Annotated in this window: 16 protein-coding genes and 3 tRNA genes; 12 read left to right on the top strand and 7 right to left on the bottom strand. The window is 69.6% G+C overall.

Annotation, left to right across the window (positions count from 1 at the left end):
• Positions 1 to 125 precede the first annotated feature (125 nt).
• The 3 genes from orn (at position 126) to ACWDMM_RS03240 (ending at position 1,607) form a co-directional block, all read left to right on the top strand.
• Positions 126 to 764, top strand: a complete 639-nt coding sequence (orn, locus tag ACWDMM_RS03250; protein ID WP_397070126.1) for an oligoribonuclease — start codon at positions 126 to 128, stop codon at positions 762 to 764.
• Between the two features lie 55 nt (positions 765 to 819).
• Positions 820 to 895, top strand: a tRNA-His gene (locus tag ACWDMM_RS03245).
• A 460-nt stretch (positions 896 to 1,355) separates the two neighbouring features.
• Complete coding sequence (locus tag ACWDMM_RS03240) at positions 1,356 to 1,607, top strand: hypothetical protein (protein ID WP_195077443.1); 252 nt, start codon at positions 1,356 to 1,358, stop codon at positions 1,605 to 1,607.
• Between the two features lie 66 nt (positions 1,608 to 1,673).
• Here ACWDMM_RS03240 and ACWDMM_RS03235 read toward each other — a convergent pair whose 3' ends face one another.
• Positions 1,674 to 2,912 carry a L,D-transpeptidase gene (locus ACWDMM_RS03235; RefSeq protein WP_195077442.1) on the bottom strand — a complete coding sequence of 413 codons (1,239 nt, stop codon included), beginning with the start codon at positions 2,910 to 2,912 and terminating at the stop codon, positions 1,674 to 1,676.
• Between the two features lie 307 nt (positions 2,913 to 3,219).
• Here ACWDMM_RS03235 and ACWDMM_RS03230 point away from each other — a divergent pair.
• The 4 genes from ACWDMM_RS03230 to ACWDMM_RS03215 all read left to right on the top strand — a co-directional run bounded on the left by ACWDMM_RS03230 (position 3,220) and on the right by ACWDMM_RS03215 (position 5,752).
• A tRNA-Lys gene (locus ACWDMM_RS03230) sits at positions 3,220 to 3,292 on the top strand.
• A gap of 709 nt (positions 3,293 to 4,001) precedes the next feature.
• Positions 4,002 to 4,634, top strand: coding sequence for a transglycosylase SLT domain-containing protein (locus tag ACWDMM_RS03225; RefSeq protein ID WP_195077441.1), 633 nt, complete (start codon positions 4,002 to 4,004; stop codon positions 4,632 to 4,634).
• Between the two features lie 172 nt (positions 4,635 to 4,806).
• Positions 4,807 to 5,121, top strand: coding sequence for a hypothetical protein (locus tag ACWDMM_RS03220; protein ID WP_195077440.1), 315 nt, complete (start codon positions 4,807 to 4,809; stop codon positions 5,119 to 5,121).
• A 94-nt stretch (positions 5,122 to 5,215) separates the two neighbouring features.
• Positions 5,216 to 5,752, top strand: coding sequence for a DnaJ family domain-containing protein (locus tag ACWDMM_RS03215; protein WP_449935725.1), 537 nt, complete (start codon positions 5,216 to 5,218; stop codon positions 5,750 to 5,752).
• Positions 5,753 to 5,767: 15 nt separating this feature from the next.
• On the opposite strand, the gene ACWDMM_RS03210 is transcribed toward ACWDMM_RS03215, so the two are convergent.
• Entirely contained in the window at positions 5,768 to 6,220 is a 453-nt protein-coding gene (locus ACWDMM_RS03210; RefSeq protein WP_324722340.1) for a MarR family winged helix-turn-helix transcriptional regulator, read from the bottom strand.
• 70 nt (positions 6,221 to 6,290) lie between these two features.
• On the opposite strand from ACWDMM_RS03210, the gene ACWDMM_RS03205 reads away from it, so the two are divergent.
• Both ACWDMM_RS03205 and ACWDMM_RS03200 read left to right on the top strand, forming a co-directional pair.
• A complete protein-coding gene (locus tag ACWDMM_RS03205; RefSeq protein WP_195077437.1) occupies positions 6,291 to 7,268 on the top strand; it encodes a pirin family protein in 978 nt (325 codons plus the stop codon).
• 135 nt (positions 7,269 to 7,403) lie between these two features.
• Positions 7,404 to 7,700: an excalibur calcium-binding domain-containing protein gene (locus tag ACWDMM_RS03200; protein ID WP_195077436.1), complete on the top strand. Its 297-nt coding sequence runs from the start codon at positions 7,404 to 7,406 to the stop codon at positions 7,698 to 7,700.
• A gap of 63 nt (positions 7,701 to 7,763) precedes the next feature.
• Here ACWDMM_RS03200 and ACWDMM_RS03195 read toward each other — a convergent pair whose 3' ends face one another.
• Complete coding sequence (locus tag ACWDMM_RS03195; protein ID WP_195077435.1) at positions 7,764 to 7,985, bottom strand: DUF3618 domain-containing protein; 222 nt, start codon at positions 7,983 to 7,985, stop codon at positions 7,764 to 7,766.
• 165 nt (positions 7,986 to 8,150) lie between these two features.
• Here ACWDMM_RS03195 and bcp point away from each other — a divergent pair, with 165 nt between their 5' ends.
• A complete protein-coding gene (gene bcp, locus ACWDMM_RS03190) occupies positions 8,151 to 8,624 on the top strand; it encodes a thioredoxin-dependent thiol peroxidase (protein ID WP_195043242.1) in 474 nt (157 codons plus the stop codon).
• A gap of 57 nt (positions 8,625 to 8,681) precedes the next feature.
• On the opposite strand, the gene ACWDMM_RS03185 is transcribed toward bcp, so the two are convergent.
• On the bottom strand, positions 8,682 to 9,908 hold the full coding sequence (locus ACWDMM_RS03185) for a hypothetical protein (RefSeq protein ID WP_449935723.1): 1,227 nt from the start codon (positions 9,906 to 9,908) through the stop codon (positions 8,682 to 8,684).
• Between the two features lie 297 nt (positions 9,909 to 10,205).
• Between ACWDMM_RS03185 and ACWDMM_RS03180 the strand changes: the two genes are divergently transcribed.
• Positions 10,206 to 10,826, top strand: a complete 621-nt coding sequence (locus ACWDMM_RS03180) for a TetR/AcrR family transcriptional regulator (RefSeq protein ID WP_323123958.1) — start codon at positions 10,206 to 10,208, stop codon at positions 10,824 to 10,826.
• Between the two features lie 37 nt (positions 10,827 to 10,863).
• On the opposite strand, the gene acpS is transcribed toward ACWDMM_RS03180, so the two are convergent.
• Both acpS and ACWDMM_RS03170 read right to left on the bottom strand, forming a co-directional pair.
• Positions 10,864 to 11,301: a holo-ACP synthase AcpS gene (gene acpS / locus ACWDMM_RS03175; protein WP_043721202.1), complete on the bottom strand. Its 438-nt coding sequence runs from the start codon at positions 11,299 to 11,301 to the stop codon at positions 10,864 to 10,866.
• Positions 11,302 to 11,377: 76 nt separating this feature from the next.
• Positions 11,378 to 20,692, bottom strand: a complete 9,315-nt coding sequence (locus tag ACWDMM_RS03170) for a fatty acid synthase subunit beta domain-containing protein (RefSeq protein WP_449935719.1) — start codon at positions 20,690 to 20,692, stop codon at positions 11,378 to 11,380.
• 386 nt (positions 20,693 to 21,078) lie between these two features.
• On the opposite strand from ACWDMM_RS03170, the gene ACWDMM_RS03165 reads away from it, so the two are divergent.
• Positions 21,079 to 21,160, top strand: a tRNA-Leu gene (locus ACWDMM_RS03165).
• Positions 21,161 to 21,630: 470 nt separating this feature from the next.
• On the opposite strand, the gene ACWDMM_RS03160 is transcribed toward ACWDMM_RS03165, so the two are convergent.
• A complete protein-coding gene (locus tag ACWDMM_RS03160) occupies positions 21,631 to 22,422 on the bottom strand; it encodes a hypothetical protein (protein WP_357104341.1) in 792 nt (263 codons plus the stop codon).
• Positions 22,423 to 22,472: the final 50 nt, after the last annotated feature.

Genomic DNA, 22,472 nt, shown 5'->3' with positions numbered 1-22,472 from the left:
ACCAGAAGAAACTGTATCTCCGCTGGTCGAGTTCATGGCCACATCGGCGGCTTCGGGGTTGCCGTGCCGTACCGCCTGCACCGGCCCTTCGCCCGGCTAATGTTGCACGGGTGTCCGACAAATACATGGTGTGGATGGATTGCGAGATGACCGGCTTGCGCTTGGACAGCGACAAGCTGATCGAAGTGGCCGCACTCGTGACCGACAGCGATCTCAACATCCTCGGCGAGGGCGTGGACATCGTCATCCACGCCGACGACGACGCGCTGGCCGCGATGCCCGCCGTGGTCGCCGAGATGCACGCGCGGTCCGGGCTGACCGATGAGGTCCGCCGCTCCACCGTCACCCTCGAAGAGGCCGAGCATCGCGTGCTCGACTACATCCGCCAGTACATCCCCACCCCGCGCACCGTGCCGCTGGCCGGCAACTCGATCGCCACCGACCGCGGTTTCATCGCCAGGGACATGCCGCTGCTCGATGCCCATCTGCACTACCGGATGGTCGACGTGAGCTCGATCAAGGAGCTGTGCCGCCGCTGGTACCCGCGTATCTACTTCGGCCAGCCGGAGAAGGGGCTGAGCCATCGCGCCCTGGCCGACATCCAGGAGTCCATCCGCGAGCTGGAGTACTACCGGCGCACCGCGTTCGTCGCACCGCCGGGCCCTTCCACCACCGAAATCGCCGCCGTGGCCGCCGAGGTGGCCGAGAGCGCCACGCAGCGGTCCGAATCGGCGCAGGTCAACGGGTCGCCAGACGCCGATTAGGGCCAGGGCGGGTTGACACGCTAATATCTAGCCCGCCGGTTCTTCACCGGCGATGGTGAGCGTAGTTCAGTTGGTAGAGCACCAGGTTGTGATCCTGGCTGTCGCGGGTTCGAGTCCCGTCGCTCACCCCAGGTGTCGCGGTGTGCGAACCGTCCTCCGGGGCGGTTCGCACACCAGACCAGCCTCTTCCTCTCTGTTCATCCGCCACAGCGGAGGCTTCGCGGAATCCTCCCAGCGTCGGCGACGGCGCGAAATGGTCGTCGGCCTAGCACGACCTGATCGACGGTGTGCGTATGACCGCGGTGCCGAGCGGCTTTCCGAAGTATGTCCTGGCCACGAGCAACGCCCGCCAGCAGGCCGATCGCAGCCGTTTCACCGCAGGCGGCGCTCGCCAGGCAGCCGCCGATGCTGCCGCGGCACCGAGCCACGACGGCTTTCCCACTGCGCCCCAATCCTTTCCACCGCGCGCCCATTCGCCGCGATGTGAAACAAATCCACTCCAGAATCCGCCACTCGTCCGTAGACTGCGGTGCACGTGGGACGGTGTCGCTGGGGCGCCTTCCCGGTTCGACCAGAAAGACACACCTCGTGATGCGTTCCGCGGTAATCGCAGCCTTCGTCGGCGCCACCCTCGTCATCGGATCCAGCGGGACCGCGGTCGCGGGCATCGGACTGCCCACGCTGCCCGACTCCGGCTCGGCGTCGAGCGGATCGGCGGGCGGCCTGGCCACCACCGGTTCCTCCGGCACCGGTTCGGCGGGCAGCAAGCTGCTGTGCGCCGCCACCGGCAGCGCCATCGCGATCCTGGGCGACGCCCAATTAGGGTGCAACATGCTGCCGTGAACGCACCGTGAACGCCGAACGGGCCGCCGGATTCGCTCCGGCGGCCCGTTCGGCTTTCGTTTCGGCTCAGCGGTTGTCCTCGGCGTTACCCGCCTTCCAGACCGGCCACGGGATGTTCCAGTCACCCAAGCCGTCCACACCGGACAGGGTGCCGCCCACGGTGTTCTTCACGATCGTGATGTCACCGCGCTTGGCGTTCTGGAAGACCCACTGCGCGTTCGCCGGGCTGAGGTTCAGGCAGCCGTGACTGGTGTTGCTGTACCCCTGCGCACCCACCGACCACGGCGCGGAGTGGAAGAAGATGCCGCTGTAGGACAGCCGGGTCGCGAAGTCCACCGGCGTCTTGTACCCGTCGGGCGAATTGACCGCGACGCCGTAGGTCGAGGAGTCCATGATGATCTTCTCGTGCCGGTCGGCCACGATGTAGACGCCGTTGTCGGTGGGCGTGCTGTCCTTGCCCATCGAGGTCGGCATGGTGCGGATCACCTGACCGTTCAACTCCACGGTCACCTGCTTGGTGTTGTCGTCGGCGGTGAAGACCATCGCGTCGCCGATGGTGAAGAACGAGTGGATGTTGTCCTGGCCGTACAGACCGTTGCCGAGATCGCGCCCGTAAACGTTCACATCGACGGTGACCTTCGTCCCCGGCGCCCAGAAATGCTCCGGCCGCCAGCGCACCTCACGATTGTTCACCCAATAGAACGCGCCCTCGACGGGCGGCTCCGTGGTGATCTTGATCGCATCCTGCGCGGCCTTCCGGTCGGGAATGTTCTCGTCGAACTGGACGGCCACCGGCTGGCCGATGCCGACGACCTCCGCCTCACCGGGGACGAGGTAGGGCTTGGTCTGGTTACCGGGCGAGCTCGTGGTGAAACTCAGCGTCGCGGAGTTCGCGCCGCCGAGCCCGATCGCGTCCGCCTTCAGCCGGTAGGTCTTGCCGTAGCCGAGCACCTCGGTGGTCTCCCACGACCGGCCGTCGGCGGCGAGCTTGCCCTCCACCGTCTTGCCCTGCGGACTGACCAAGGTCACATTGGTGAACTTGCCGTCCTCGACCTTGAACGCCAGCGGGACGCCGGGCGACACACCGACTTCACCGTCTTTCACCGGCGACATCAGTTTGGGCTTGATCAATTCCGTGATGGGGTTGCGGTCGATGGCCACCTGGGCCGCATCGGCGGCGTCGGACGCCGAACATCCCGTCGATGCCAGCGCGGCGACCGCCACGACGATCACCGGCCCCGCGAACGTGCGTAGCGACCACCGTTTGGCCGGCTTACGCTCGCGCCGACCCAGACCAACACTCATTTCAACCCCGTTTCAAAGTCTCGGTGCTCCAGGACACACCGATGGCTTCGGATGCCGACCGCCACGCCGCTCACCCCGCCGTGTACGCGGGCGGTCGAAACCACAATCGGACATTCTGCCAGTGCGTCACGTCCAGGCCAATGTGAACACCTCGTCCGTCACTGCAGCGTTACCACCCTCTAGATCAACACGCCGCACCCCCGCGTTACCGGCGCGGGAGGACATCACATCCGCGCCGGTCAGGACACGATTTCACTTCTGCGGCCCCAGCCTGTTAAGGTTTGTCCCGCACCGGAACACGGAGCAAGCGCCATTAGCTCAATTGGCAGAGCAGCTGACTCTTAATCAGCGGGTTCGGGGTTCGAGTCCCTGATGGCGCACAATTCGAGAACCGTGCCCTTGTCAGTCATCGGCTGGCAAGGGCACGGTTCTTTCGTCTCCACGGCGTCCCGATTCCCGTGACATCACCGTGACCTGGCCTCTTTCCCAGACGCACCTGCTGTCCCGATTCGGACAGCGATACGCCCGTCGCGGCCCTGAATCCACCTCGGTGGCTGAAAAGTTCTGTGATGTACAGCACAAGAGGTTTAGCAGCAAACTCCCAGCTTGGATAACGATTCGGCAACCGCGCCCTGGGCGTTCCAAGATCGGCAGCACCTGCCATTCATGATCAGTTCACCCTCTGTTAACCATGCGTGACCATTCTGCAATCAGGTCACAAAGCGACCTGAAGTTTGGTCAGCCCGAGGAGTTGTAGACACCGATTCGGTAACGATCACACGGCAGGCACTGCCCGCCACGTGATCGGCGGAGCGGAATCCGGCAACGGACCCGCAATCCCATACTTCCGCCCGTCTCTCCGCATCGAGGATGCGGAGTCTCACGCGACAAGCGGCCGAGCCCCACCGAGGGCGATCCGGTGCCGTACGCACGAAGCGTCGCGTTCCGGGGACATCAGCGTCCCCCACAACAAAACCACACAACAGCACATGGCCGTTTCGGCGAACGCACACGAGCGTACGCCGCAGGATCCGTGCTGCCCAACTGCGGCCGGATCGAGTAAGTCCCCGATCAAGGAACCGATTCGCAATGCCTGACAGACGCCTTTCCGCCCTTCGTCGCCCCTCGCTCCGCGAAACCGTCACCGTCGGATTCGCCGCCGCCGGTGTCGTGGCCGTGGCCGCCTGCTCCGCGGCGTCCGTTGCCGACAACAGCGTCCCGTCTCGCATCGCCATGGTGGCCGAGCAGCAGCCGGAGGCAGTCGCCGCTCCGGTCGCCGCCGAGGTCGCCGCTCCGGCCGCAGAGGCGATCCCCGCACCGATGCCCGCACCCGCGCCCGCCCCGGCTCCCGCGCCCGCTCCCGAGCCTGCCCCGATGCCCGCCCCGGCCCCGCCGGTCTACCCGGACAACCTGGACGGCTGGATCCGCCAGGCGCTGGACATCATGTCGGCGAACGGCATTCCCGGCACCTACAACGGCATCTACCGCAACATCATGCGCGAGTCGACCGGCAACCCCCAGGCCATCAACCTGTGGGACTCCAACGCAGCCATGGGCATCCCGTCCAAGGGCCTGCTCCAGGTGATCGACCCCACCTTCGCCACCTACCACGTCGCGGGCACGCCCTTCGACATCTGGGACCCGGTCGCCAACATCGTCGCCGCCTGCAACTACGCGGCGCACCGCTACGGCTCGATGGACAACGTCAACAGCGCGTACTGAGCCATCCCGCCACGCAGCCTCCCCATCCATAGATGGGGAGGCTGTGGCGCTTTCCGGCCGATCCGCGCCGTCGGCCTGGCGCGTCCCTCCGGCTCCCGGCCGTGCGCCGGGCGATCGACGGGCCGAGCTCCGGCCATAATGGTCGGCACACCTGCGACCACTGGACCTTGCCGTGACCGACTACGCACACAGCGACGCGGCCGCCAAGAGCCGCGCCGAGAAGGCGCGCCGGCTGGCGAGCTACCTCTGGCACCGAGGCATCACCGAACCCGAGGTGCTGGCGATGCCCGCGCCGATTCGGCGCAAACTGGCCAGGGCCGCCGGGACGAATCCGCCGAGCACCGACGAGACCTGGACCGCGGTGGCGCGACTGCTGACCGAGAAGGACGCCTGGGCCGCCCGCCATCCGCGGCATCCCTCGGCGCGGCGGGAGCACACCGACGAGAAGCTGCTCTGGGTGAAGCCGCCGATCACACCATGGACCTGATAATCCGCCAAATATGCTGTGCCGCAACGTTTCTCACGTCTACTACAGGATTACGTAGAGTAGAGTTCATGGACCAGCAGACCCAGCCGTCCCGATGACCGAACGCAAGCCGCCGAAGCAGACCTTCGAATCGTGGGTCGACAAACAGATCCGCGAGGCGGCCGAGCGCGGCGAATTCGACAACCTGGCCGGCACCGGCAAGCCGATTCCCGGAGCCGGCACGACCCCCGACGAGGACTGGTGGTTGCGCGCGTATCTGCGCCGCGAAGGGGTCAGCGGTGACGCGCTGCTTCCTCCGTCGCTGGTGCTGCGACGCGATATCGAGCACCTGCCCGAGACCGTGCGCGACGCGACCGGCGAACGGGAGGTGCGCGCCGCCGTGAGCGAACTCAACAAGCGCATCGTGGACTGGCTGCGGATGCCGCAAGGGCCGTTCGTCCCGATCGCTCCGGTGAACGCGGACGAGATCGTCGAGCAATGGCGGCACGCGCGCGAAGCCGACCGGCCGCGGCGCGCGCAGCCCGGCCGTGCGGCCACCGCGGCCGCCCCGACGCCGGACGAACACATCGCGCCGCGCACGCGCCGCCCGTGGTGGCGTCGATGGCGGCGGCACGGCACCGAAGCCGGATAGCGCCGCAACCGGCGATCAGGCGCCGAGCTCGGTCACCTGTTCCACCTCGGCGATCACCTTCTCCGCCAGCGCGCGCAGCGCCCGCGCCTCACCCGGCGTCATCAGCTCGACGAAGACGCGACGGACCAGATCGACATGATTGGGCGCGGCCCGCTCCAGCGCCACGCGCCCTTCCGGCGTGAGCTGCACGATGATGCCGCGAGCATCCTCCTCGGCGGGCCGCCGCTCGACCAGTCCGCGCGCGTCCATCCTGGCCAGATGCTTGGACAACCGGCTCTTCTCCCAGCACACCTCGGTGGCCAGCTCCTTGGCGCGCAGACACCCGTTGGGGGCCGCCGACAACGCCACCATCAACTCGTAGTCCGCCAGGGACAGGCCGTCCTCGGCCAGCCCGGCGGAAATCGCCCCGTCCAAACGCTGGCGCAGCCGCACGTAGGCCTGCCACGTCGCCTGCTCGTCGTCACTCAACCACCGGACCATGGGAATGAAGTGTAGTCACGGTTGGTTGACATGGACACCAACTCTCGAGGAGGTCCCGATGCCCGCCGTCACCGTTCCCGACATCATGGTCCTGCCACGCCTCCCGCGCACCGACGCCACCCTGCGTGAACGGCCGGTGCGCAGCGTGGTCACCGCGCACAGACAGCGCGAAGGCGCCGGCTTCGAGGTGCGCAGGCCGTTCCCCAGCATGGATCTGCGCACGGCCGATCCCTTCATCCTGCTCGACCAGATGGGTCCGGTCGCCTATGAACCGCACGAGGCCAAGGGCGCGCCGTGGCATCCGCACCGCGGCTTCGAGACGGTCACCTACATGCTCGACGGCACCATGGTGCACCACGATTCACAGGGCGGCGGCGGCGTCATCGGCGAAGGCGACACCCAATGGATGACCGCGGGCTCCGGCATCCTGCACGACGAGGTCCCGCCGGAGGAGATGGTCGCCTCGGGCGGCTGGTTCCACGGCATCCAGCTCTGGGTGAACCTGCCGCGCGCGCTCAAATTCGCCACCCCGCGCTACCAGGACCTGCGCGCTCGCGAACTGACCCTGGTGAGTTCGCACGACGGCGGCGCGCTGGTCCGGCTGATCGCCGGCGAGGTCGGCGGATTCACCGGTCCCGGTTCGACATACACCCCGATCGCCTACGCCCACGCGTCGATCACACCCGGCGGAATCCTGGAAACGCCGTGGCCGCAAGAATTCACCGCGATGGCGTACGTGCTGTCGGGCAGCGGCACGGTCGGCGCGGAGCGCAGGCCACTGGCCGAGGGGCAGCTCGCCGTCTTCGGTCAGGGAGACGCGATCAGCGTGACCGCCGATGCGCGCCAAGACAATCGGACCGGAGCGCTGGAAGTCCTGCTGCTCGGCGGACGTCCGATCCGGGAACCGGTGGTGCAATACGGGCCGTTCGTGATGAACACGCGCGCCGAGATCATCGAAGCCATGGAGGACTACCAGGCCGGACGCATGGGAAACATCCCCGCCGAACACATCCGCGGCGCCGGGACGACCGCCTGAGCGGCCGCACCGGGTGTGATCCCCTAATCCCCTAGTTCCGTCCCCCCGAGGTTGACAACGGAGCGGCCCGTCACAACAGTGGATGCGGCGTCCGGTCGGACGCCCATCCACCGCAGCAACCACATAGAGGAATACATGAACGTTCGCCGGCTCTCCGTCAGCGCGGCCGTCGCGGGATTGACCTTTCTCGCGGCTCCCGCCGCCCTAGCCGCCCCTCCGTCCGGATCCGCCGGAACCGGCTCCTCGGCCGTCGACACCGGCTCCGCCGCGACCGGCTCGGCCGGTCTGTCGCAGACCGGTTCGGCCGGTGGCGCCTTCGCCAACTGCGACGACGCCCGTGCCGCCGGTCGCGCGCCGCTGTTCCGCGGCGAACCCGGCTTCGGCCCGCACCTGGATCCCGACGGCGACGGCTTCGCCTGCCCGACGGTCTGAACCGACCGCGAAACGACGACACCCGGTGGGCAGCTGCCCACCGGGTGTCGTCGTTTCTCCAGCTCAGCGGAAGATCTTGAGCAGCACCAGCCCGACGAAGACGGCGGCGGCGCCGATCAGGCTGTATTTCACCTTCGGCTCGTTCAGCTTCGAAACCACGATCTGCTTGGTGTCGTCCGCGATGCGATGCGGGTCCGCGCGTACCGCGAGTTCGTCGAGCGTGCTCGCCAGCCGAGTGCGGGCGGCCTCGATCTCCTGCTCGATCCGCTCGGTATCCCTTGCCACGTTCCACCCTCCTGTTGTCGATTGCCGCACCCGGTGCAGAATCACGCCGCACGCTCGGCCGTTCGCGCAGTACCCGGGGCTCGCGGACGAGTCTATCCGCCGCCACGCGGCGCGATCCGGCCGTGCGCGGATCTGCGGTCCCGACCTTCGGATACCGTGCTGGAGGTGACCACCAACCAACGACTCTCCCCGGGTGACACCGCCCCCGACTTCACGCTGCCCGACGCCGACGGCAAGAACGTCTCGCTGTCGGACTACCGCGGTCGCAAGGTGATCGTGTACTTCTACCCCGCCGCGAGCACGCCCGGCTGCACCAAGCAAGCCTGCGACTTCCGCGACAACCTGGCCGACCTGGACGGCGCGGGCATCGACGTGGTGGGCATCTCGCCGGACAAGCCCGCCAAGCTGGCCAAGTTCCGCGACGCGGAGGGACTGACCTTTCCCCTGCTGTCGGATCCCGATCGCGCCGTGCTGACCGCCTGGGGCGCGTACGGCGAGAAGACCATGTACGGCAAGACGGTCGTCGGCGTCATCCGCTCGACCTTCCTGGTGGACGAAGCGGGCAAGATCGCCCTCGCGCAGTACAACGTCCGCGCCACCGGTCACGTCGCCAAGCTGCGCCGCGACCTGTCGGTATAGCCCACGGGGCAGCGAAAAGCCCGGCGCCGCAGGGGCGCCGGGCCGGAGTCGGGTGGATCAAGCCTGCAAAACCTGCTGGGCGGCCCATTGCGCCATCAGGCGAAGGTGCTCGTCCCACCAGTCCGCCGCTTCCGGGGTGAACGCCGCGGGCGGTGGAGCCTCACCGGGGAACAGCAACGCGCCGTCGGGCGCGCCCACCTGGCGATCGGACGGGATTCCGGTCCCCGGCACGAGCGGCTCCGGGGCCTCCGGCTCCGGCGCGACAGGGGCATCGGCGGCGACCAGCGGCAACGGACGGTGCCGCGGGGACGATCCCCAGCGCTGGTCCGGAAGCCACACTCCGGTCGTGGTGGCATCGCCACCGTGCGGGCCGTCGAACGACTCGTCCGCCTCGGTACCGGCGGGCCGGACCGGCTCCACCGGATGCGTCGCACCGGCGCCCTCGATCCTGGCGTCGGTCACGACGGTCGGCACCGACCGAGACGAATCGTTCAGCAGGTAGCTCCCGCCGATGACCATTCCGCTGGCCAGCACACCGGCCGCGGCGAACACCGCCACCCCGCCGCGCGGTCGATTCGACTCGCTCACCGGGCCTGCGTAGCTGTCCTGCTCCAGCCGTGCGCTCAACGCCGCGCCCGCGGCGGAGGCGAAAGCGCCTACGGTGCAGGGGATCACCGGAGCCCCGAATTTCTCGACCGCCGTCAGCACGGCCGAACCCGCGCCCGCCGAGCCGATCAGCGCCACCGCGTCCGGCCGCGCGCCGGCCGCGTCCAGCTGATCCCACGCGGCCGTGACGCCCATGCCGAGCGATCGCGGCGTCGCCCGGCCCGCCTGCCCCACCGCGGCGAGCACTCGGCGGCGGCCCCGGTCCACCAAAGTGAACGCGTGGTACCCGGGCACCACCTCACACACCAGCAGGTTGTCGTAGGTGTCCAGCCACGTCATCATGCTCGCCACGCTCAGGTGGGCCGATTTCACCGAGACCATCGAGGCGCTGTGCCACCGGCCCGCCGCCAATCTGGTCACGATGGCGCGCCGCTCCGCGGCGTCGCGATAGGCGACCGCCACACCACCGACTTCCCGCTCCGCGCCCAGGCCCGCGGCCACGGCGTCGAGCGCGGCCTCGACCGCTGCGGCCACGTCCGCCTTGCTGTCGCCGCCGGTTCGCTCGACCCGGCGCAGCAGCACTCGATCGGCCAGCTTCCTGCCGTCGGCCAGCGCCACCGCGTGCACGGCACCGCGTTCGGTCGAAACGCCGAGAGTCACCACAGATTCAGCTACCACTGATCACGCCTTCCCTCTGTGCATTGACCGAGCTCACGGGCTTGCCGAAAGCCATGAGCCCCATGGATTCCCCTGCTCGGAACACACGCCGCGATGCACGCGCGCTCGGTATATGTTCGATGCCGCATCGGTTACGGATGGGTAGCGGAAATCCAGCCGACTGGACGCGAACGGCGGATGCGCGTATCGCACGCTTGCCCCTACCGTTAGCCTGGATGCGTGGAAGTACGCGCGGAGGCCAGGGTGAAGCACCGTCTGGACCCTGCGTTGGAGCTGCAGGCCGACCCACAGGAGCTCATGCCGCGACGCCGGCCGACGCAGGAACGCAGCAAACGAAAGTTCGACGCCTTACTCCAGGCGTCCAGGGAGTTGCTCGTCGAGGTCGGGTTCGAGTCGTTCACCTGTGAAGAGGTGGCGGCACGGGCGGAGGTGCCGATCGGCACGCTGTATCAGTTCTTCGCCAACAAGTACGTCATCGTCTGTGAGCTGAATCGCCAAGACCTGGTTGCCGTTTCCCAGGAGCTGGCCGACTTCCACGGTGAGATTCCCTCCCTGGACTGGTTGCGGCACATGAACCAGTTCGTCGACCACTTGGCCAACCTCTGGATGACCGACCCGTCCCGGCGGGAGGTGTGGCTTGCCATGCAGTCCACGCCGTCCACCCGGGCCACCGGGGCGATCCACGAGAAGCAGTTCGCCGAGGTCGTCTCGCAGATGCTGCGGCCGCTCACGCCGCGCACGCCGAGGGCACGGCGCACCATGATGGCCGAAGTGCTGGTGCACGTGGTCTATTCGATGCTCAATTTCTCCGTGCAGGACGAGCAGAGCAGCGCCGAAGCGGTCGCCGAACTCAAGCGCCTGATGGTGGCCTACCTGCTGGTCGCGGAGAAGGAATCGCGTACCGGCGGCGAAGGATAACGGGTGGTCCCGGCCGCGACCGGGACCACCGCGCTGCTCAGCCCGCGCTGTCGCGGCCTTCGATGAGGTCGGCCAGCTCGCCCGGGTCCTCCAGCACCACCATGGCGGCGGCGGTGTCGCCGTCGTGCGTCAGCGAGAGGTGGACCCGCACCCGGGGCAGGAATTCCGCGGCCAGGCCGTGCAGCTTGATGCTCGGCCTGCCCCACGCGTCGTTGACCACTTCGATCAGCGGATACGGGTTGTCCCCGATCTGCGGGCGGCGGGCGAACCGCGACGACGCCCATGCTTTGAGCACCGCCTCTTTCGCCGCCCACCGCGCCGCGTAGCTGCGCGCCGGGTCGGTCCCTTTGCTCTGGCAGTAACGCCGCTCTCCCGCGGTGAAACTTTCCCTGAGCATGGTCGTTCCGGCGCGTTCGAGCTGTTCGGCGAACTCGGAGATGGTCACCAAGTCCAAGCCGATACCGAGGATCGTCATAGGCGGGCAGCCTACGACGTGCCCGGCGCGCCCGCGCGCGGACCCGGCGCGGCGAGTTGCCCCGCCGCGCTTCCGGTTACGCGCATCCGATGCCCTTCGCGCGGTAGGCCCCGTCCTGGTCCAAGCGCGCCTCCGGCGAGAGCAGCACGTCGGCCTCCAGCTGCCGTGCCCGCTGGGACGGGGTGCCCTCACCGCCGAGCCTGCGATCCGCGGGACGCTCGTACAGCGGAGCGCCACCGCACATCGCCTCCACGAACCGCTGCCGTCCGGCCAGCTGACGCTCCTGCGCCTTGCGCTGGTACTCCTCGCGCCGTCCTGGCTCGATGGCCTGGATGAACGCCTCCGGGTGCACCACCGCGAGCAGACCGTTCACGTGGCCGAAGCCGAGCGAGGTGACCAGACCGGCCTTCAGCGGAAGGCGGCCACCCAGGCGCAGCGGTTCGCGCAGCCACACCAGGTGCGGGAAGGCGAGCATCTTCTCGTCGACGCAGTCGAGGCTGCGGTTCGGCGGGATGACGCCCTGTTCCAGCACCTGGCACAGGCCGATGAGCTGGAAGGCGGCCGCGCCGCCCTTCGCGTGCCCGGTGAGGCTCTTCTGCGAGACGACGAACAGCGGAGCGCCGTCCGAACGTCCGATGGCCGTCGCGAGACGCTCGTGCAGTTCGGACTCGTTCGGGTCGTTGGCGGCGGTGGAGGTGTCGTGCTTGGACACCACCGCGATCTCGTCCGGGGTGACGCCCAGCTTGCGCAGTTCGGTCGCCAGCCTGGACTCCGTACCGCCACGACCGGCGCCCAGCGCGCCCAGACCGGGAGCCGGGATGGAGGTGTGCACGCCGTCGGCGAAGGACTGCGCGTAGGCCACCACGCCCAGCACCGGCAGACCCATCTCCAGCGCGACGCTGCCGCGCGCCAGCAGGATGGTGCCGCCGCCCTGGGATTCGACGAATCCGCCGCGGCGGCGGTCGTTGGCGCGGGAGAAGTACCGGTCGCTGATGCCCTTGGCGCTCATGGCCGCGGAATCCGCGGTGGCCGACATGTCGCCGAAGCCGACGATGCCCTCGATGCCGAGATCGTCGTAACCGCCGGCCACGACCAGGTCGGCCTTGCCGAGCCGGATCTTGTCGACGCCCTCCTCGACCGACACCGCGGCGGTGGCGCAGGCCGCCACCGGGTGCACCATCGCGCCGTAGCTGCCGACGTAGGACTGCACCACGTGCGCCAGCGCCACGTTGGGCAGCGCCTCCTGCAGGATGTCGTTCGGGCGCGACTCACCCAGCAGGTTGTCGATGTACAGCGAGCGCATCGAGGACATGCCGCCCATGCCGGTGCCCTGCGTGTTGGCGACCAGCGAGGGGTGCACCCAGCTCATCAGCTCCGCGGGGCTGAATCCGGAGCCGATGAACGCGTCCACCGTGCAGACGATGTTCCACAGCGCGACCCGGTCCACCGAAGCGGCCATGTCGGGCGAGATACCCCAGATGGTGGGGTCCCAGCCGGTCGGGATCTGGCCGCCGACGGTGCGCGAGAGCTTGGCCCGGCGCGGCACGCGGATCTCGGTGCCCGCCTTGCGCGTCACCGTCCAGTCGCCGGAGCCCTCGACCGGCGTGATCACCGTGTGCTCCGGGTCGGCGGCGTAGAAGGCGCGGGCCTCGGCCTCGCCGCCCACCGTGAACGACAGGTCCTGGTCGAGGAAGACCGAGGTCATCAGCGGCGCCGAGTTGTCGGTCATGGCGCCGTCGTCCTCGTAGCGGCGCACACCGCACCGGGCGACGACGGCATCGTGGTAACGCTCGGCCAGCTCGTGCTCGGGCACGTAGTCACCGGACGCGGCGTCGTACCAGCCGGGCTTCGGGTCGTTCTCCCAGGTGACCATGCCGGTGGTCCAGGCGAGTTCCAGCACGCCCGCCGCCGACAGCTCGTCGGAGACCTCCATCTCGAAGCGGGTGCGCGCCGAGCCGTACGGGCCGAGCTCGCCCGCGCCGACGATGACCACCATGTCGGCCGGGTCCGCGGTCACCTCGCCCCACTCGGGGACCGGCAGCGCGGAGGTCACGGTCGGCGGCGCGGGCAGCGCCGCGATCGTGCGGCCGGAGTCCGCGTCGGTCTCCGCCTCCGTCTGCTCCGCGGCCTGCTTGGCCAGCGCGGGCAGGTCCAGCTTGGCCCTGGCCAGCCCGCCGGTCAGGTCGATCTGCTGCGGGCCGCTCGCGGTCACCTGACGGGCCCGCGAGGTGCACCACTTGAGCAGCTCGTCGGCCATCTCGGTGGTGGACCAGGTCTGCACGCCCGCCTTTTCGACCGCCTCGACCATCGGGTCGTTGTGGCCCATCAGGCCGGTGCCGCGCACCCAGCCGATCAGGGCGTGCACCAGGGTGACCCGGCTCGACCACGACTTCTCGGCCCGCCACTTGGCGACCACCGCGTCCAGCGCAGCCTTCGACTCGCCGTAGGCTCCGTCGCCGCCGAACATGCCCCGGTTGGGCGAACCCGGCAGCACCACGTGCAGTTTCGCGTCCACGTCGTGATCGGCGCCCAACTTGGACAGCCCGCCGATCAGCCGTTCGACCGACCACAGCAGCACGCGCATCTCCATCTCGGCGCGCGCGCCCGCGTCGGCGAGGTCACCGGCCACCCGCGGCGCCGCGAACGGCAGCAGCAGGGTGGGCGTCATCGCGTCCTTGATCTTGATCTTCGCGCCGCCCGCGCTGTCGACCTGCTCGGTGCCGATCCAGTCGATCAGGGCATCGACGTCCTGGTAGGACGCCATGTTGGCGGGAACGACCCACAGTGCCGCGCCGTGACGGGCGTTGTCGCGGTAGAGCTTCCGGTAGAAGGCGAGACGTTCGTCGTTGAGCGACGAGGTGGTGACCACCACCGTGGCGCCACCGCTGAGCAACCTTCCGGTCGCCGCCGCGGCGATGGATCCCTTGCTCGCGCCGGTGATCACCGCGATGTCGGAGGACCACAGACCGGGCTCCTCCGTGCTCAGGGCCGCCTCGGCGATGCGCTCGTACAGTCCGGCCAGCACCGAACGCGCCTCGTGCATCGCCCGCTGCCGCCACCAGTTGGCTTGGGCCGCAACGGCTTCACCCGCGCCGATGAACCCGGTGACCGGCTGGTCGGCACTGTCGGAGTCGTCGGCGAGCCACAGTCGGGCCAGATCCTCGCGCGCGGTGGCCCACCGGTCGTCCAGCAGCACCGCCTTGCGGGCGTCGAACGCAGGCGCGACCAGACGCGGCCAGTCCGAACCGAGTTCGGCCGACACCAGATCGACCAGGGAGTCCTCGGTGGCTTCCGGCGCGGACACGCGCTCGGACAAACCGAGCTGTTCGAGCACGACGCGCGCGGCCGTGGCCAGCACGCCGTCGCGGCCGGTGATCTGCTCGGTGAATTCGCCCAGCGCGGCGGCGTCGACGGTCGCACCGCCACCCCCGCCCGCCGAAGGCAGCGACACCGCGACACCGCGGCGGGCCGCGACGGCCTGCACGGCCGCGTCGATGGCCGCGTCGACCGAGGCGGCGTCGCCGAGCGCGCCGGAGACCAGCCCGCCCAGGTCGCCACCGCGCACGCTGGTGCCTTCCCTGGTGCCGAGCGACACCTCTGCGGTCACGTGGCTGGCCCAGCCGTCGCCGAGTTCCCAGACCTTCTTGACCCGGTCCGCGATGGCGGCCGGACGCTTGCCGGACGGGCCGAAGACCTTGCGCAGATGGTCGCCGATGGCGTCGGTGAGCACCGTGCCGAACGGACGGTAGGTGCGGGCGAGCCGCTCCACCGTCGCCGACAGCGCGCCCATGTCGGCGTCGGCGGCGCCGTCGATCGCGCCGAGCGACAGCTCGGAGCCGAGGTCGACCAGCAGCTGGTTACGCCGGGAGGACACGCCGTCGCACAGGCCCTCGATGGTGTCCACCGGGCCGATCTGGTCCAGCCGCAGCTTGGTCCACAGCGCGATCAGCACGCGCGTCGCGTCGGCGGCGGTGAAGGCGATGTCGTCCGGACGCGGCCCGCCCGAACTCGGCGCGGGCGCGGCCACGGGGGCGGCGGCGACCGCTGCCGGAGCCGCGGCGGCGGCCGGCTCGTCCACCGGCTCGTCGACCGGGGCGGGATCGGTGTCGGTCGCGTAGACGATCGCCGCCTCGCGCTCGATGTTGAGCACCTCCACCTTGGCTCCGCCGAAGGCGGGCAGCTTCAACGTCTGGCTGGCCAAGTTGGCCACCGTCGGCGTGGCGCCGAGACCGATCTCGACGAACCGCTCCACTCCGAGCCCACCCTGCGCGGGGTCGGTGAACAGCAGGTCCTGGGTCTCGATCCAGCGCACCGGGCTGGCGAACTGCCAGGCGAGCAATTCGATCAGCACCACGCGGCACAGGTCGACCGGCCGCGCCGCCCAGCTGTCGAAGTCGGCCAGCACCTCGGTGAGCGGCTCGGACGGCACCAGGTCCGCGATCTCCTGCACGAACGCCCGCTCCAGCGAGAACAGCCTCGGCACCAGGTTCGGGATGTAGCGGCCGACCAGGGTCGCCGGGTCCAGGTCCACCGGCAGCAGCTGTTCGAGCTTCTGCCGGAACTCCGGAACGCCCTTGCGCAGCACCGTCGAGTGGAACGGCACATCGATGCCAGGGACCAGGATGAAGGCGCGCTTGCCGCCGAATTCCGCACGGCGGCGGTCGATCTCCTGCTCCAGCGCGTCCAGCCCGGCCACCGTGCCCGCGATCGCGTACTGCGAACCGCGCAGGTTCAGGTTGACCACCTCGAGGAACTCCCCGACCCGATCGCCGACTTCCTTGACGAAGCCGACGACCTCCGCGTCGGGCAGTCCGATCTGCGAGGGCCGGATCGCGGCCATCCGGTAGTCGCTGCGTCCCTGCGCGTCCCGCGGCACCAGCTCGTGCATCGCCGAACCCCGTTGGAACACCACCTCGAGCACCGCCTCCAGCGGCAGCACTCCGGCGACGGCGGCGAGCGCGTTGTACTCGCCCACCGAGTGGCCCGCGAGCAGCGCACCCTCGACGAACGCACCGGACTCGCGCAGTTCCGCCATCTGGGCGACACCGAGGGTGGCCATGGCGACCTGCGTGAACTGCGTCAGGTGCAGCACGCCGTCCGGGTGCCGGTGCTCGACGCCGCGCGCCTTCAGGTAGGTCGGGTTGTCCCGCACAACGGCGAGAATCGAGAAGCCCAGCGCCGCACGGGTGTGCTTGTCGGCGCGGTCCCAGACCTCCTTGGCCGCCTTCGACCGGGAGCGGGCGTCCAGACCCATCCCCTTGCGCTGGATGCCCTGGCCGGGGAAGGCGTAGACGGTCTTCGGCGCCGCGGTGCGACCGGTCGCGGTCATCACCAGCTCGCCTTCGGCGCGGCAGGAGACCTCGACGATCTCGCTGCCCGCGTCGAGCGCGACGCGCTCGACGCGCACATCGATCTGCGCGCCGGGGCGGACCATGCCGAGGAACCGGGTAGTCCATGCGGTCAGCGTCCGCGCGGGCGCCGAACTCGACGGATCCACCGCCGACACGACGTGCTGCGCGGCCGCCGACAACCACATGCCGTGCACGATCGGGCTGCCGAGCCCGGCGAGCTTGGCGGCGGCATCGCTGGTGTGGATCGGGTTGTGATCACCGGACACGGCGGCGAAGGCGTGCATGGTGCGCGGAGCGACGATCGTGACGTCGCGGCGACGCCTGCGCGGGGTGTCGGTGGCCGCGTCGGACACCGTGCCCGCCGCGCGCGGCGGATCGGCGAGCTCGCCCGCTCCGGTGCGTCCGCGGATGGCGAACCGTTCGGTGAGGGTGGCCAGCACCGGCATCGACATCCCGGTCTCGGGCTTGTCCAGCATGGCGGTGATCCGCACGTGCACCTCGACCACGCGGCCGAGGTCGGTGTCGACGGTCTCCCCCGCCTCCGCGCGCACCGCAAGCACGCTGGTCTCGGCGGGCAGCGCACCGGCGAGATGCACTTGGTGGTCCAGGTGGACCAGGTCGAGCATGCCCTCGATGACGCTCTCGCCCCGCGCGGTGCGGGTCGCGCCGAGCACCGCGAACACGGCGGGCCAGCACGCGCCGACCAGCACGTCGGGCACGGTACGGCCGAGCGTGCTCAGCGTGGCGGGCAGGCCGGAGCCGGTGACCCCGGCGTGATCGGCGATCAGGTCCGGCGTCCAGGCCAGGTTCACGTGGGCGACCTTGCCCTTGACCTCGGGCAGGTCCTGGCCCGCCGCGACCGCGAGCAGCGCGGACATGGCCTCGTCGGCGTCGGCCTCGGTGACGACCGGGGCGCCGCCGTTGTAGACCGAGGTCGGCACGGTGATCCGGATGCGGACCGCGTTGCCCGCCAGCAGCGGGACGGTCAGCTCAACGTAGGCGTGCTCCGGCTCCGGACCGGTGGTCTCGACCAGCGTCGCGCCGCTGGGCGGATGCACCGCGCCCTTTCCGTCGACGACCCACTCGGACAGGTCGCCGAGCCGGTGCACCGGGCTGATCGCGGTGCGCCCGGCCCACTGCACGTCGGGGGCGGCGAGCACGGCGTCGATCGGGCCGCCGGTGACGCCCGCCGTGCGGCGCGCGTCCACGGGGACCGGGGCCACGCCCGCGCGCACCAGGGAGTACGCGGTGTCCTGTTCGAAGCGGTCGAGCAACTCGCCCACCGGCTCGTCGACCCGGGTGATGCCCGCGACCGAGACCGTGCCGGGGATGACGCACACCTGATCGGCCGAGTAGCGCGGATCGTGCGCCTGCCACAGCGAATCCGAGCGCCACCAGCGGCGCACGTCGCCGTCCACGACCGGAACGAAGTTCACCGGCTTGCCGGGGGTCTTGCACAACGCGATGAAGAACGGGACGTCGGCCGGGTGCAGCAGCGTCTGCGCCGTAGCGGGGTAGGCGTCCTTCAGCGCGCACAGGGCGCCGACCGGGTCCTCGAAGTCCTCGTCACTGGCGAACAGGGTGGGGATCTCGCCGCGGTCGGCCGGGTGCAGCCGAGACTCGGTGCGGCGCACCATCTCCGCGAACCGGTCGCGCCAGGTGATGTCCAGCCACACCGAACGGGTGGCCTCCGCGATCGCGTCGCCCAGGTCGCTGCCGCAGTCGAAGTCCTTGCGGCGGTCCAGCCCGACGGCGAGCTCGACGTAGCGCTCCAGCCACTCCTGGTAGGTCATGGTGGACAGGTCGCCGAAGTACGGCTTGGCGGTGGCGTTCAGCGCCGCGATGATCTCGTCCCGGCGCGCCGCGACCGCGTCGGCGTCACCCGCCACCTCGTCCAGCAGCCGGCCGGTGCGCGAAGCGGCGTTGTCGATCTCGTGGATGTCGGCGCCCAGCTGGCTGCGGCCCGAGGCCATGCCGCCGGACGCGGTGCCCGCACCGACCCAGTCCGGGGTGCCGGGGGTGTCCACGAGCAGTTGCTTGACCTCAGGCGCCGTGGTGGCTTCCAGCGTGGCCATGGCCGCGGTACCGACCAGAACGCCGTCCAGCGGCATCACCGGGTAGCCGTGCCGCACCGCCCACTGGCCGGTGAGGTACTCCGTGGCGCGCTCGGGCGTTCCGATGCCGCCGCCGACGCACACCACCACGTTGGCGCGGTTGCGCAGCTCGGCGTAGGTCTCCAGCAGCAGGTCGTCCAGGTCCTCCCAGGAGTGGTGACCGCCGGCCTTGCCGCCCTCGATGTGCATGATCACCGGGTAGTCCGGCACCTCGTCGGCGATGCGAAGCACGGCCCTGATCTGGGCGACGGTGCCCGGCTTGAACGCGACGTGGCTGATCCCGACCTCGGTGAGCTCCTGGATCAGCGCGACGGCTTCCTCCAGCTCCGGAATGCCCGCGGTCACGATGACGCCGTCGAACGGGGCGCCCGCCGAACGGGCCCGCTGCACCAACCGCTTGCCGCCCAGCTGCAGCTTCCACAGGTAGGGATCGAGGAACAAGGAGTTGAACTGCACCGAACGCCCCGGATGCAGCAGCTTCTTCAGCTCGGCAACCCGGTCGGCGAAAATCTGCTCGGTGACCTGTCCGCCACCGGCCAGCTCCGCCCAGTGGCCGGCGTTCGCCGCGGCCGCGACGATCTTCGCGTCGACTGTCGTGGGGGTCATGCCGGCGAGCAGGATCGGCGAGCGTCCGGTCAGCTTGGTGAAGGCGGTCTCGACCACGATGCGCCCGTTGGGCAGCCGCACCGGCTGCGGCGCGAACGCCGACCAGGGGGTCGCAGGCTCCGGCGCGGCGCCCGGGGTGAGCAGGCTGCGCTGTCCGGCGCGGGTGGCGGCGGCGACGATGCCGAGGCCGGTGCCCTTCAGCGTGCCGCCCGTGACGCGGGAGAGCAGGTCGCCGGGGCCGAGGTCCAGAATCCACTCCGCGCCTGCGGAGATCACGCCTTCGACGACCTCCACCCAGTCGATCGGATCGACCAGGATCTGCCGCGCCAGCTCGCCCGCCAGTTCCGCGTCCAGGCCGCACTGGGTGGCCCAGCTGCTCACCAAGTCCACCGTGTCGGCCAGCGCCGGGTGGTGGAACGCCACGTCGACGGCCACGTCCTCGAAGACCGGAGCGAACACCGAGCCACCGCGCACCTTGGCGTCGCGTTCGCGCGCCTGCTCGTCGTGGAGCTGCGCACACCGCTGCCGCACCCGCTCCAACTGCGCGGGCGGCCCGGACAGCACCGCGCGGCGGCGTCCGTTGCGGATCGAGACCACCACGGCGGCGGCGGGATCGGCTCCCGCGCACACCTCGGCCACCACGGCGCGCAGCTGCTCGGGATCGACGTTGGACACCGCGACCATCGGCGAGCGCTCGCCCACCGGCATCAGCCCGCGCCGACGCGCCACCAAACCCGCTGCGGCGCCGATCATCTGGGCCACCGCGAGCAGCTCCGCGTCGCGGGCGCCACCGGCTTCCACCGCCGCGGCGGCGAGCAGGCCCTGCGAGTGCCCGACGATCGCGACCGGCGCGTGCTCGGCCGGATCCAGACCCTGCAGGCGCAGCGCCCGCACGGCCGCCACCTGGGTCAGCAGCACACCGGGCATGGACACCGCCGCCGAGCGCAGCACCGCCTCGGACGGGGCCGCGGACGCCTCGCCCTCGTCGCCGTCGGCGAGCTCGTTCTCGAGCATCCACCCGATGGGATCGAAGCCGACGGGACGGACCACCAGCAACTGCGCCGCGACCGGCTCGAGCAGCGTCGCCGCCTCGTTGACCAGTGCGGTCAGCTCCGGCTCCAGCGCGCTGTCGCGCCCGATCTCCTCCAGTTCACGCAGCCACTGCGCGCCCTGCCCACCGAAGGCGAGCGCGTACGGCACGCCGCCGAGCAGACGATCCAACAGCGGCGACCGCGCCCCGCCCGACGCGGCCTTCCCGGCGGCGCCGGCCACCTTCGTGCTCTGTCCGGACTCGGTCTTGGTGCTCTCGTTGATCGTCAAGACGCTTCGACTTCCTTCTCCATGCGACATGCCTCGGCGACACGCCGGTCCCTACCGGTTCACGAGTGATCGCGGGTGATCGGCCTGATAGGGGCGAGGATGGCACAAAATCATGAGGAAATCCTCACGTTTGCCTCCGGGCGTGCCCGCTACTTAGGAGTATTTCAGTACGTACGTACCAGAATAGTCGTGAACATGACTCCGCCTCATGTTTGAACTCCCTGGTCCATCGGGTTACCAACGCGTACGAAACATGAGTGCCCCTCATATTGAGGTTCATCAAATCGTTATAATCCCAGGTGGGGTTACTGACCAGTACGCCACGCCAACCCAATGCTTCGCTATGACCGATTGGCCCGGTAGAGTTTGGACGGTCGTACCATCAAGCGCGAGTGGCGAAATTGGCAGACGCGCCAGATTTAGGTTCTGGTGTCCACGGACGTAGGGGTTCAAGTCCCCTCTCGCGCACAGATTCACGTCAGTCGTGACGCTCGCCCGAGCCGCGTGCTGGAGGGCCCTTTCCCGCACGAAGGCGCCCCCGGAAAACCGCTCTGACCTGTTCCGATTCCTGGCCCATCTGCCGGACCGCCCCACACTTGATCCCTGCGAGATGTTCGCTGGCACAGGCGGTCGGCGTTGATCGCGCCGGTCATCCGGCCGCAGGCGCCGTTGCAGATATTCGTTTACGTACCGCAGGTCACGAACCGCGTGGTTCGTACCGGCGACGGCGATGTCCCCTCTCTGTCCACCGGCGGCGACGAAAATCGCGTCCTCGACAAGCACACCGGCACCGCGTTCGAGTGGCGACCGGGCACCCGACTGGAGCGGACCCGACTCGATGGCGGAGTAGTGCTGGCCCGAAGGTCACCGGACGGACACGCTGTCATCGCATTGCCCGCCCGCGGAGTCATCGGCGTCGAGGCGGAGCCCGAGGCGACTTACGACGTGGCGGCTGTGGATGCGGCGGCGATGATCCAGTTGCCGAATTCCACGGCCAGGTGCCATCGGTGCTCGCGGATGAACCGGGCGGGCAGACTCGCCGGGAACTGCACGGTCAGCAGGGCTTCCATCGTTCCGCGGCGGTCGAGGAATTGGTGTCGTACGCCGCCGATCACGAGGCCGTCGTCGAGCAGGGCCTGGCCCGCGATCTGCTGGGGGTAGCGGGGGTCGGCAGGGATGGTGAGTGCTTCGGTTCTGCCGTAGTCGACGAGAAATCGGGTGGCCAGGGGTGACCCGCCGGTGGCTTCGACGACTTCCTGGCGGCCGTCGGGAAGTCCGCGCAGGAGGTAGTGGTCGGGGCAGGCGGCGACCATATCGGTCTCGGCGTTGGTGGCGGTGAGGTCGGAGAACCAGGCGGCGAATCGTTCGGCGCTGTAACCGGGAACCTCCAGGCGGGTGACGGCGTGCCCGGTGCGGCCCCGGCTGAGCGCCACCCCGGTGCGCGTCATCCGCTCGGAGATCTCGAGGTCACGCTTGAGTGCGGCGTACACGCCCGCGTGACCCAGGCGGGTCTTCATCGAGGTCAACGCGGATCGTTGCGCGTCGAGCGGAGCGCCGAGCAGGTCGTCCAAACGCTTTCCCGGCGCGAGTTCGGCGAAGGCTCGCGCTCCCAGACGGCGGGCGAGTTTGGTCAGCACCACTTCGGCGCGGCGGGCTTCCCATGCCCGTACTCGTTCCCGCGAGATTTGTTCGCCGCCAACGTACGTCCGAATCGCGATGGACTCGCCCATGAGCCTCGCCTTCCTCTCCGCTTTCCGTCCCGGCCACTTCCGTCGACGGG

It is taken from the genome of Nocardia sp. NPDC003726 (assembly GCF_053586955.1).
Note: the sequence above shows the minus strand (reverse complement) of the source record. Positions and strands in the feature narration are given on the sequence as shown.

Bases quoted from the DNA above. Each gene is read 5' to 3' on its own strand.
- ACWDMM_RS03235 (WP_195077442.1), bottom strand. From the start codon at position 2,912: ATGAGTGTTGGTCTGGGTCGGCGCGAGCGTAAGCCGGCCAAACGGTGG.
- ACWDMM_RS03160 (WP_357104341.1), bottom strand. From the start codon at position 22,422: ATGGGCGAGTCCATCGCGATTCGGACGTACGTTGGCGGCGAACAAATC.
- ACWDMM_RS03215 (WP_449935725.1), top strand. From the start codon at position 5,216: ATGACCGAACGCAAGCCGCCGAAGCAGACCTTCGAATCGTGGGTCGAC.
- orn (WP_397070126.1), top strand. From the start codon at position 126: ATGGTGTGGATGGATTGCGAGATGACCGGCTTGCGCTTGGACAGCGAC.
- ACWDMM_RS03240 (WP_195077443.1), top strand. From the start codon at position 1,356: ATGCGTTCCGCGGTAATCGCAGCCTTCGTCGGCGCCACCCTCGTCATC.
- ACWDMM_RS03225 (WP_195077441.1), top strand. From the start codon at position 4,002: ATGCCTGACAGACGCCTTTCCGCCCTTCGTCGCCCCTCGCTCCGCGAA.
- ACWDMM_RS03180 (WP_323123958.1), top strand. From the start codon at position 10,206: ATGCCGCGACGCCGGCCGACGCAGGAACGCAGCAAACGAAAGTTCGAC.
- ACWDMM_RS03200 (WP_195077436.1), top strand. From the start codon at position 7,404: ATGAACGTTCGCCGGCTCTCCGTCAGCGCGGCCGTCGCGGGATTGACC.
- ACWDMM_RS03205 (WP_195077437.1), top strand. From the start codon at position 6,291: ATGCCCGCCGTCACCGTTCCCGACATCATGGTCCTGCCACGCCTCCCG.
- acpS (WP_043721202.1), bottom strand. From the start codon at position 11,301: ATGACGATCCTCGGTATCGGCTTGGACTTGGTGACCATCTCCGAGTTC.